Origin of the sequence: Myxococcus sp. AB036A (assembly GCF_006547355.1) — a bacterium.
GTDB classification, from domain to species: domain Bacteria; phylum Myxococcota; class Myxococcia; order Myxococcales; family Myxococcaceae; genus Myxococcus; species Myxococcus virescens.
In genome coordinates this window covers 30,707-41,130 of sequence record NZ_VHLC01000081.1, presented here as the reverse complement: position 1 = coordinate 41,130, position 10,424 = coordinate 30,707, and the positions used below count along the sequence as shown (strand labels likewise).

The window sequence follows — 10,424 nt, the reverse complement described above, 5'->3', positions numbered from 1 at the left end:
GGGCGGGGCGCGGCAGCGGGCTCGCCCAGCGCCTGGCCGCAGAGCACACATGCAGCCGAGCGAGGCGAGTTGTACCCGTCACAGTTCGGGCAGACCACGGCGAGGGAGGACAGCAGGAGCTGTGACATGTGCGGAGGCGAATCTACGGGGCCGTAAAACACCGGGTCAACGAAAGCGAACGCACCAACTGGGGTGTCCCAGAGGGAGGTGACGTCCAGGTGTGGGGCAACGTTGCCCCTCCGTTGGTGCAAAGTTACGATTGCTCCTCATTCGATGATTCGCCTGAACGACATCCTCCAACGGGTTTCCCAGTACCACCCCGACCCCGACCTGGACATCATCAAGAAGGCCTACGTCTATTCGGCCAAGGTCCACCAGGGTCAACTCCGGAAGTCAGGCGAGCCCTACCTCGTCCATCCGCTCGAGGTCGCCGGCATCCTGGGCGAGCTCAAGCTGGACGAGGCGTCCATCGTCACCGGACTCCTTCACGACACCATTGAGGACACGCTGGCCACCGAGGAGGAGCTGACGGAGCTCTTCGGTTCGGAAGTGGCCCACCTGGTAGACGGCGTCACCAAGCTGTCCAAGTTCTCCGCATCCGCCAGCTTGTCGCAGGAGGAGAAGCAGGCGGAGAACTTCCGGAAGATGATCATCGCGATGGCGCAGGACATCCGCGTCATCCTGGTGAAGCTGGCGGACCGCACGCACAACATGCGGACGTTGGATCACATGTCGGAGGAGAAGCAGGCCCGCATCGCGCAGGAGACGCTGGACATCTACGCGCCGCTGGCCAACCGGCTGGGCATCTCGTGGATCAAGACGGAGCTGGAGGACCTGAGCTTCCGCTACGTCAAACCGCAGGAGTTCTTCGCGCTCCAGGCGAAGCTGAACAAGCGCAAGAAGGAGCGGGAGAAGTACATCGAGGACACGTGCGACCTCATCCGTTCCAAGCTGGCCGAGCGCGGGCTGAAGGGCGAGGTGAGCGGCCGCTTCAAGCACGTCTACAGCATCTACAAGAAGATCAAGTCACAGGGCATCGACTTCGATCAGATCCACGACATCATCGCCTTTCGCATCATCGCGCCCACCGCGCCCTCCTGTTACGAGGCGCTGGGGCTCGTGCACGAGATGTGGAAGCCGGTGCCGGGGCGCTTCAAGGACTTCATCGCGATTCCGAAGCCCAACATGTACCAGTCGCTGCACACGACCATTATCGGTCCGCTCAGCGAGCGCGTGGAGGTGCAGATCCGCACCTCGGAGATGCACAAGATCGCCGAGGAAGGCATCGCCGCGCACTGGAAGTACAAGGAGGGCAAGGCCGTCATCTCCAAGGATGACGAGAAGTTCGCCTGGCTGCGGCAGCTGATGGAGTGGCAGCAGGACCTGAAGGACCCGAAGGAGTTCCTGGAGACGGTGAAGGTGGACCTCTTCACCGACGAGGTCTTCGTCTTCACGCCCAAGGGCGACGTGCGCTCGCTGCCTCGCGGCGCCACCCCGGTGGACTTCGCCTACGCCATCCATTCGGACGTGGGCAACCGGTGCGTGGGCGCCAAGGTGAACGGGAAGATCGTCCCGCTCCGCTACAAGATGAAGAACGGGGACACGGTGGAGGTGCTCACCAGCCCCCAGCAGCACCCGTCCAAGGACTGGCTCACCTTCGTCAAGACGAGCCGGGCGCAGCAGCGCATCCGCGGCTTCATCAAGCAGCAGCAGCGCGAGAAGAGCCTCCAATTGGGCCGTGAGCTGGCGGACCGCGAGCTCAAGCGCTTCCAGCTCAACTTCAACCGGTTGGTCAAGTCCGGCGAGATGAAGAAGGCCGCCGTGGACCTGGGCTTCCGCGTGGAAGACGACATGCTGGTGGCCATTGGCTACGGCAAGGTGACGCCGCAGCAGTTGTCGCACCGGCTCGTCCCCCAGGAGAAGCTCAACGCCGCGGAGGCCGGGGGACGCGCGGACGCCAACCCCGCCGCGACAACCTCTGGTGGAACCGGCAACTCGGTGCTGCCGGGCCTGTCCCGGGTCACCGACCTGGCGAAGCGGCTGGTGGGCCGCAGCAACCGCAGCGGCGTGCAGATTGGCGGCGTGGACGATGTCCTCGTGCGCTTCGGGCGGTGTTGCAACCCCGTCCCCGGAGACCCCATCGCCGGCTTCATCACCCGGGGGCGGGGCGTCACGGTTCACACGGTCGGCTGTGAAAAGGCACTGGCCACGGACCCCGAGCGGCGCGTGGACGTGTCGTGGGACGTCCGGGGCGACTTCAAGCGCCCCGTCACCCTGCGCGTCCTCACGGCGGACCGGCCGGGCCTGCTGGCGGACATCACCAACACCTTCTCCAAGAAGGGCGTCAACATCTCCCAGGCCAACTGCCGGGCCACCGGAGATGACCGGGCGGTGAACACTTTCGAGGTCATCATCTCCGACCTCAAGCAGCTCACCGACCTGATGCGAACCATCGAGCGGCTCCAGGGCGTCTACTCGGTCGAGCGCATCTAACCGCCTTCGCCTTTCGTGGTAGAGCGCCCGGAAACCCCGGCGGCCCGATTCGGGCCGCTCTCACCCCGAGGTGCGCCGCATGGCTCGCAAGGCAATCCACTCCGACCAGGCCCCCAAGGCCATTGGCCCGTATTCCCAGGCGGTGCAGGTGGACGCCGGGAAGATGACCTTCCTCTCCGGCCAGATTCCGCTCGACCCCGCCACCATGGAGATGGTGCAGGGCGACGTCGTCGCGCAGGCGGAGCGGGTGATGGAGAATCTGAAGGCCGTGCTCTCCGCCAGCGGGCTGGACTTCTCCCACGTCGTGCGCTGCACCATCTTCCTCACCGACTTGGGCGACTTCGCCCGGGTGAACGAAGTCTATGGCCGCTACTTCACTGGCGCGCCGCCGGCCCGCGCCACCGTGCAGGTGTCCGCGCTGCCGCGTGGCTCCAAGGTGGAGATTGACGCCATCGCCGTCTCCTGAAGCAAGGGCTGAAAAGATGAAGGCCGCCGGACTCAGAGGAGTCCGACGGCCTTTGTCGCGTCAGGGCCCCAGGGCCCCGGTGGGAACTACTTCGAGTCGGCCACCGCGCCGCCGAGCTTCTTCAGCTCCTCGTCGATGACGCGCTTGAACGCGTCCACGGGCTGGGCGCCCACGAGCGTGCGGCCGTTGATGAAGAACGTCGGGGTGCCGGAGGCGCCCACGCTGGACGCCTGCGCCATGTCGGCCTCGATCTGCGCGTTGAACTTGCCCTGGTCCAGCGCGGCCTTGAACTTGTCCACGTTCAGGCCCAGCTCCTGCGCGTACTTCTCCAGCGAGGCGCGGTCCAGCGCGCGCTGATTGGCGAAGAGCTTGTCGTGGTACTCCCAGAACTTGCCCTGCTCGTTCGCGGCCAGCGCGGCGGCGGCGGCCAACTTGGCGTTGGCGTGGAAGGGCAGCGGCTGGTTCTTGAAGGCGACCTTGATCTTCCCGCCGTACTGGTCCTCCAGCTGCTTCAGCGTGGGCACCACGCGGCTGCAGAAGGGGCACTCGAAGTCGGAGAAGGCGACGATGGTGACGGGCGCGTTCTTGTCGCCCTTCACCGGGGCGTTGCCCACGTCCACCTTCTGGACCGGGGGCTCGGCCGGAGCGCCAGGGGCCGCGGCGGGCGCCGTCGGGGCGTTGGCGACGTTCTCCGCGTTCAGCTTGGCGTAGAGTTCCTCGGGCTTGGTGCCGGCGGCGAGCAGCTTGTCCGCCTTGCCAATCTCCTCGTCGATGACGCGCTTGAAGGCCTCGAAGGGCTGCGCGCCGACGAACTCACGGCCGTTGATGAAGAAGGTCGGGGTGCCGTTGGCGCCCAGGGCGTTGCCGGCGGCCATGTCGGCCTCGACCTTCGCCTTGAACTTGCCCGAATCCAGGGCGGCCTTGAACTTGGCGACGTTCAGGCCCAGCTCCTGCGCGTACTTCTCCAGCGAGGCGCGATCCATGGCCTTCTGATTGGCGAAGAGCTTGTCGTGGTACTCCCAAAACTTGCCCTGCTCGTGCGCGGCGTGCGAGGCCTCGGCGGCCAGCTTCGCGTTCGGGTGGAAGGGCAGCGGCTGGTGACGGAACACCACGCGCACGTCCTTGGCGTAGCTCTCCTTGATCTTCGACAGGGTGGGGCCCACGCGGCTGCAGAAGGGGCACTCGAAGTCAGACCACTCGACGATGGTCACCTTGGCGTTGGCCGGGCCGAAGGAAGGCGAGTCCGAGGGGATCTCCACCTTCTGGACCTTGGCGGCGGGCTGCTGCGGCTGCGCCTTGGGCGCGGCGCGCTCGGCGCCCTTCTCGATGATCTTCGCGTACACCTGCGAGGCGGGCACGCCGCTCTTCACCAGGTTCTCCGCCTTGACCAGCTCCTCGTCGATGAGGGCCTGGAAGTTGGCGATGGGCTGCGCGCCCGACAGGAAGCGGCCGTTGATGAAGAAGGCCGGGGTGCCGCTGGCGCCCAGCTGGCCGGCCAGGGCCTGGTCGCGGGTGATGATGTCCTGGAACTTGGGGTTGTTCAGCTCGGCCTTCCACTTGTCCAGGTTCAGGCCCAGCTCCTTGGCGTACTGCTCCAGGGACGCGTCATCCAGCTTCTTCTGATTGGCGAAGAGCTTGGCGTGGTACTCCCAGTACTTGCCCTGCTCGCCAGCCGCCATCGCGGCGATGGCCGCGGGCTTGGCGCGCGGGTGGAAGGAGAGGGGGTTCTGCTTCATCACCACGCGGAGCTTCTTGCCGTACTGCTCCTGGAGCTTCTCGATGGTGACGTTCGCCCGGCTGCAGAAGGGGCACTCGTAGTCGGAGAACTCGACCACGGTGACGAGCGCGTCGGCGCTACCGTGGGTCGGCGAGTTCTCGATGGGCACCTTGAACACGGTGGGATCCACCGGACGGCGTCCACCCGCCGCCGGGGCGGCAGGAGAGTTCGGTGCAGCCTTGGCAACTTCGGACTTCGTGGACGGGCCAGTGGTGACGCGGCCGCCAACGAACCCGAGCACCAGGCCGACCAGCAGGGCCACGATGACATTGGGCTTCATGAGTGGGTCTTGCTCCTTCGCCATGGGGCCGGCATTGTGGGCCCGAGCGGGTTTTCAACGAGGGCAGAGGGCGGCGGTCTTAACAGAGGGAATTCCAGACGCGCAAGCAAGCCGCTCTGGCCTTCCAGGGAGCCGCGCCCCCTCAGGGGCCCCAAAACTCGGGAGACTTCGGAAAAATTCCGTCAGAGTCTCGATCATGGACGCCGCCGTGCGCATCGACACTCGGGGGGCCTTGTGCCCCATGCCCATCCTGGAGCTCGCCAAGGCCATGAGAGCCCTGGCGCCAGGGACGCTCGTGGAGCTCGTCTCCACGGATCGCGGTTTGGAGGCGGACCTTCCCGCATGGTGCGAGGCTACGGGGAATCCACTGGTCCGCATGGAGCGCCGGGAGCGCCTCTACGTGGGCTGGGTGCGCAAGGCGGGTTGAGCCGCCTGCCGCCAGCCCACGCCTTGCTTCAGAGCATCTGCAGGACGCGATCTTCCAGGCGCTGGCCGCGGCTGACGCCCAGGATGAGCACGTCGTGCTGCAGCAGGTGACGCACCACCTGGCTGATGACCTCTTCGGGCGCCACGCCGCCGCTGAAGCGCACGCGCAGCACGGTGTCGCTCTCCATGCGCGCGTCCGTGATGTGGGGCATCACCGTGAGCTCCGGGATGATGACGCTGCCGCGCGCAATCTGGACGCGGAACTCGGCGCCCTGGCCGGTGAGCTCATTCATGCTCCCCGCCTGGGCGAGCGTGCCCTTGTCGAGGATGGCGGCCGCGTCACACAGCTCCTCCAGCTCCTGGAGGTTGTGGCTGGAGACCACCACCGTCTGCCGGCCCTTCATGTCGCGGATGACCTGGCGCACCTGGGCGGCGATGCGCGGATCCAACCCGGCGGTGGGCTCGTCCAGCAGCACCAACGGCGGGCTGCCCATGAGGGCCTGGGCCATGGCGGCGCGCTTGGCCATGCCGTGGCTGAGCGCCTGCGTCTGGACGTTCCAGGCCTCCATGAGGCCCACCTTGTCCAGGGCCTCGCGCGCCTCACGCTCCGGTTCGGCCAGGGCGGACAGCCGCGCCCAGTACGTCAGCAGCGCGCCCACTTCCCAGCCGGGCGGCAGCACCGCGTCCTGCGGCAGCGCGCCCAGGCGGCCCTTGAGGGCGCCCGGGGTGGTGGGGTCCACATCCATGACCTTGAGCGAGCCCTCGGACGGGTAGAGGTAGCCGCACATCATGGAGAAGGTGGTCGTCTTGCCGGCGCCGTTGGGGCCGATGAGCCCGTACACCGCGCCCTTGGGCACGGAGAAGCTGACGCCGTTGACGGCGACCTTGGGGCCGAAGCGCTTGGAGACGCCGAACAGTTCAATGGCCACGTCGCTCACAGGTCCCTCGCGCGCAGGATGCCGTAGGCCGCCATCAGGAAGACGAAGGCGAAGACCGCGTAGGCGGCTCCGCTCGCGCCGAACTGCGCCAGGCCCGGATGCAGCAGGTCGCTGGCGTAGTACGACGGCGACAGGTAGCGCAGGAAGCGCAGGTTGCCCGTGTCACCCGAGGCCCGGCCGATGGTGTCCATCAGCCAGAAGACGAACAGCAGGATGAAGTTGAAGACCAGGCTCACCGCTGGCGAGCGGAACAGGCTGGAGCACAGCGTCGTGAGGGCCACGTAGGCCAGCGAGAAGACGATGGCCGCCAGCCAGAACTTCAGCAGGTTGAGCGCCACGGCGGGGAAGCTGAAGTCCGGGTTGGCCACGCGGGCGTAGATGAAGATGGCCAGGTCGATGATGAGCACCAGGCCGAGCAGCAGCGTCGCCTGCGTCAGGAACTTGCCCAGCAGCACCGACGAGCGCCGCGCGCGCACCGTGAGGTAGCGCATGGAGCGTGGGCCCACTTCACCGCTGATCTGATCGAAGCCCATCAGCGCGATGTACGCGGGCAGGAAGAAGAGGGTGATCTTGAAGACGATCAACACCTCCAGCGGCACCTGCGCCAGGGCCTCGATCATCGCGGAGTCGTTGCTGGTGAGGAATCCCAGCACGCCCTTGCGCATCTCCTCGTTGAGCTGCACGGAGGCGCTCGCATCCGCGCCCGCGCCTTCCAACTGCTTGGCGACGGCGCTGCGGACTTCGCCCGCGAGCCAGCCGACCACCAGCAGCACCAACGCGGAGAACATGCTGTAGAGGCCGAGCAGCACCACCGTCCGGCCACTGCGCACGGCCCGGCGGAGCTCGGCGCTCCAGATGACCACCGTTTCTTTCAATCCGTCCAAAGTGTGGGCGAACCTAGCGGAGTTGCACACCCCTCCGCCAAGTTTCTGATTTCACCGAGGGACGGAAGCGACCAGGGAGGCATCCGTGGACAGCGCGCCCCCAGCCGGTAGGATCCAGCCGTCGCTCACCCCTCGGAGCCCCTCGTAGCAATGCGCTTCCACCGCCGTCTCCTGTCCGCCGCCGCGCTGCTCCCCCTGGTCCTCGTCATTGGAGCGACCGAGCCGGAGCAGCCCGCGTCCGCCGGTGTCTCCGAAGACGGTGGGGTGGTGGTCGCCGCCCCTGGCACGGACTCGCGGGCCGCCCAGGCGGACGCGGGGACGTCCGGGGCCGCCACGGCGTCCCAGGGTGCACAGTCCGATGCGGGGACTTCAGGATCCGCCGCCGTCTCCGCCGCCGCGGTGCTCGGGGGCGAGTCGCCGGACGGCGGACTGGCGGCGCTCGCCGCGGAGCCGGGGATGGTTCCCCCCGTGCCCGTGCCCTCGCGCGAGAAGGCGCCGCCCATCGCCACGGTGAAGCCGCTTCCCAAGTCCGCGGACCTCATGGGCCGCGCGACGCTGGAGGGCGGGAAGCTGGTGGTGAAGGAGAAGGGCGGCAAGAAGAAGCAGCTCACCATCGACCCGGTGCTGCAAGCGTCGCTGACGCAGATCCTCCGCAACTACGAGACGCCCTACGGCGCGGCCGTGGTGCTGGAGCCGTCCACCGGACGGGTGCTGGCGTTGGCGGAGCACTCGGCGGCGAGGCCGGAGCTGCGAGGGCTGCCGGTTCGCGCGGTGTTCCCCGCGGCCAGCATCTTCAAGGTCATCACCGGCGGCGCGCTGCTGGAGGCCGGCGTCACACCGGATACCGAAGAGTGCTTCCACGGCGGCAAGCGGCGCATCTCCGAGAAGCACCTGCAGGACAGCGAGCGGGACAGCTCCTGCTATTCGCTGGCGCTGGCCATGGGCAAGAGCGCCAACGTCATCTTCGCCAAGTTGACGAACAAGCACCTCACGGTGGACTCGCTGCGCCGCATGGCGGCCCGCTTCCGTTTCAACCGTGAGATTGAGTTCCCCGTGCCGACGGATGTGTCGCTCGCCGCGATCCCCGAGGAGACGTTCAGCCTGGCCAACACGGGCGCGGGTTTCGGGGACGTGTACCTGTCCCCGCTGCACGGCGCGCTCGTCGCCGCGGTGGCCGCCAACGAGGGCCGCTGGGTGGACCCCATCCTCTTCGAGCCCGAGGGCCCGGCGCCGCTGCTCCCGGTGGAAGGCGAGCCCGTCCTCACGCCGGAGGTTGCGAAGGACCTCACGGCGATGCTGGAAGAGACTGTCACCAGCGGCACTGCGCGCGCCGTGTTCCGCGAGCGTGGCTTTCGCGTGGATGACGCCGTGGGCAAGACGGGCTCACTGGCGGACCGCGAGCCCTTCCGCGACTACTCGTGGTTCGTGGGCTTCGCGCCCAAGGACAACCCGCGTGTCGCCGTGGCCGCCATCATCGTCAATGACCCGAAGTGGCGCATCCGGGGCACCTGGCTGGGCCGCGAGGCGCTCCGCCTGGGCTTGGAGCGGGTGCCCGCGCCGGTGAAGATGACGGCCCCGGCCTCCGCCGCTGGCAAGCACTGACGCTTCCGTCAGCGCGGCGTCAGCTTCACCAGCGCCGCGTCCACGAAGCCGGCGAAGAACTTCAGCGCATCCAGCTCCTGCAGCGGCGACACGTGGACGATGGCGGCCACGTCGCGCCGTCCATCGATGCGTGACAGCAGGTAGCGCTCCGGCGCGGAGAGCTGGAGCGTCTTCAGGTGCCCGGGCGCGACCTGAAGCGCGGGGACCCTGGGCGGGTCGGCCAGCTCCCGTCGCAGGTGCACCAGGAGCTTCTCCTGGGCCGCCTTGACGAACTCCGCCGTGCGAGGGGAGGGCGACATCTCGTGCGCCCGCCGGGCCAGCGCCTCGCCGTCCCGCGTGTTGCCCGCGTCGAGGAAGAGCTGCGCGGCCTGGAGCACCTCGTCCGCCGACGTCTCCGAGCCGATGATGCCCCGCTCTCCGTTCTCCTCCTCCACCACGGACATCTCGGACTCGGGCGGCTCGTCGGACACCTTCACCGCGTCCAGGCGGTAGAGCGCATACAGCCGCTGGTAGAGGAAGAAGTCCGTGGCGTGCAGCGCCAGCGCGATGCCGTCGATGGAGAGGCCTTCCTTGATGAGCTGGACGATGCGCTCGTCCATGCTCCCGGGCTTTCGCTCGGGCAGCTTGCGCTCGTCCACCGAGAGCCGGACCGCACCGGAGGGGAAGACGGCGTGGATGGCCTGCCAGGCCGTCTCCCGGAACTCGCCCTCGCGGTGGACGTCCAGCAGGTCCACGCTGACTTCCAGTCCCGCGACCTCTGGCGCCGTGTCCGCCGCCTCGAAGAGGAAGTCGCCGTCCTCCCAATGGAAGGCGTCGAGAATCATCTCCCGGAACTTGTGGCTGAGCGTGCCGCGCACGGTGGCTTCCGGCACCAGCCCCGTCATCACCAAAATCTTCCCCAGGAAGATGCGCGTCTGCGCCTGGGTCGAAAACGCCTTCTCCAGCTGGTCCTCGGTCAGGTGCCCCATATTGATGAGGAACTGACCGAAGAACTCGCGCGGCTGGTTGGAACTGGCGCTGACCACATGGCCTTCGCGCAGTTCGAGTTGCTTGCGCACGTCCCCACGCTCCACCTTCAGGGACCCCGTCGCTCGCCGGTTCCCAAGATAGACGACGAGGTCCTTGAGAGGCATCGTCGAGAAGTCGCCAGACAAGCCACGCATTAACCGTTCATCCTGCCCCGCATGCGCGTCGATATCTACTCGAAACCCAATTGCTCTCTCTGTGACAAGGCGGCCGCCGTCGTGGAGTCCGTGCGCGCTCGCATCCCCTTCGAGCTGCGGATCATCTCCATCCTGGAGGATGCGGAGGCCTTCACCGCCTGGCGTTACGACATCCCCGTGGTCGTCATCGAAGGGGTGCCTGCCTTCAAGCACCGCGTGGACGCCGCGGAGTTCGAGGCGCGGCTGCATGAGGTCAAAGGTGGCACAACCATTGCTAAATCCGCTGCCCAGAATGGGTAGCCAGCTTCCCTTCTCTAGTAAATTCGAGGGGATGACGAAGTCAGGACGGGGTTCGAGGCTGTAAATCCGGGGTGGGCCTCGAAAAGCGGCGGAGA

Annotated in this window: 9 protein-coding genes; 5 read left to right on the top strand and 4 right to left on the bottom strand. The window is 67.2% G+C overall.

Annotated elements, in window-relative coordinates; all coding sequences use genetic code 11:
- Positions 1-273 precede the first annotated feature (273 nt).
- The gene (locus FL344_RS27630) at positions 274-2,493 is read left to right on the top strand and encodes a bifunctional (p)ppGpp synthetase/guanosine-3',5'-bis(diphosphate) 3'-pyrophosphohydrolase (protein ID WP_141620633.1); all 2,220 of its coding nucleotides are present in this window, start codon (positions 274-276) and stop codon (positions 2,491-2,493) included.
- 79 nt (positions 2,494-2,572) lie between these two features.
- Positions 2,573-2,959 (top strand): RidA family protein, encoded by a 387-nt coding sequence (locus FL344_RS27625; protein WP_141593805.1) that lies wholly within the window; start codon positions 2,573-2,575, stop codon positions 2,957-2,959.
- 86 nt (positions 2,960-3,045) lie between these two features.
- On the opposite strand, the gene FL344_RS27620 is transcribed toward FL344_RS27625, so the two are convergent.
- On the bottom strand, positions 3,046-5,016 hold the full coding sequence (locus FL344_RS27620) for a thioredoxin domain-containing protein (RefSeq protein WP_141593804.1): 1,971 nt from the start codon (positions 5,014-5,016) through the stop codon (positions 3,046-3,048).
- Between the two features lie 196 nt (positions 5,017-5,212).
- On the opposite strand from FL344_RS27620, the gene FL344_RS27615 reads away from it, so the two are divergent.
- On the top strand, positions 5,213-5,443 hold the full coding sequence (locus FL344_RS27615; RefSeq protein ID WP_090495178.1) for a sulfurtransferase TusA family protein: 231 nt from the start codon (positions 5,213-5,215) through the stop codon (positions 5,441-5,443).
- 28 nt (positions 5,444-5,471) lie between these two features.
- On the opposite strand, the gene FL344_RS27610 is transcribed toward FL344_RS27615, so the two are convergent.
- Both FL344_RS27610 and FL344_RS27605 read right to left on the bottom strand, forming a co-directional pair.
- The gene (locus FL344_RS27610; protein ID WP_140862422.1) at positions 5,472-6,380 is read right to left on the bottom strand and encodes an ABC transporter ATP-binding protein; all 909 of its coding nucleotides are present in this window, start codon (positions 6,378-6,380) and stop codon (positions 5,472-5,474) included.
- Positions 6,377-7,294, bottom strand: coding sequence for an ABC transporter permease (locus tag FL344_RS27605; RefSeq protein WP_141593803.1), 918 nt, complete (start codon positions 7,292-7,294; stop codon positions 6,377-6,379). Before FL344_RS27605 ends, FL344_RS27610 begins: the two co-directional genes overlap by 4 nt.
- Before the next feature lie 120 nt (positions 7,295-7,414).
- On the opposite strand from FL344_RS27605, the gene FL344_RS27600 reads away from it, so the two are divergent.
- The gene (locus tag FL344_RS27600; RefSeq protein WP_141620632.1) at positions 7,415-8,866 is read left to right on the top strand and encodes a penicillin-binding transpeptidase domain-containing protein; all 1,452 of its coding nucleotides are present in this window, start codon (positions 7,415-7,417) and stop codon (positions 8,864-8,866) included.
- An 8-nt stretch (positions 8,867-8,874) separates the two neighbouring features.
- Here the strand turns inward: FL344_RS27600 and FL344_RS27595 are convergent, their stop codons facing one another.
- Positions 8,875-10,029, bottom strand: coding sequence for a DUF4388 domain-containing protein (locus tag FL344_RS27595; protein WP_141593801.1), 1,155 nt, complete (start codon positions 10,027-10,029; stop codon positions 8,875-8,877).
- A gap of 21 nt (positions 10,030-10,050) precedes the next feature.
- On the opposite strand from FL344_RS27595, the gene FL344_RS27590 reads away from it, so the two are divergent.
- Entirely contained in the window at positions 10,051-10,329 is a 279-nt protein-coding gene (locus FL344_RS27590) for a glutaredoxin family protein (RefSeq protein ID WP_090495165.1), read from the top strand.
- Positions 10,330-10,424: the final 95 nt, after the last annotated feature.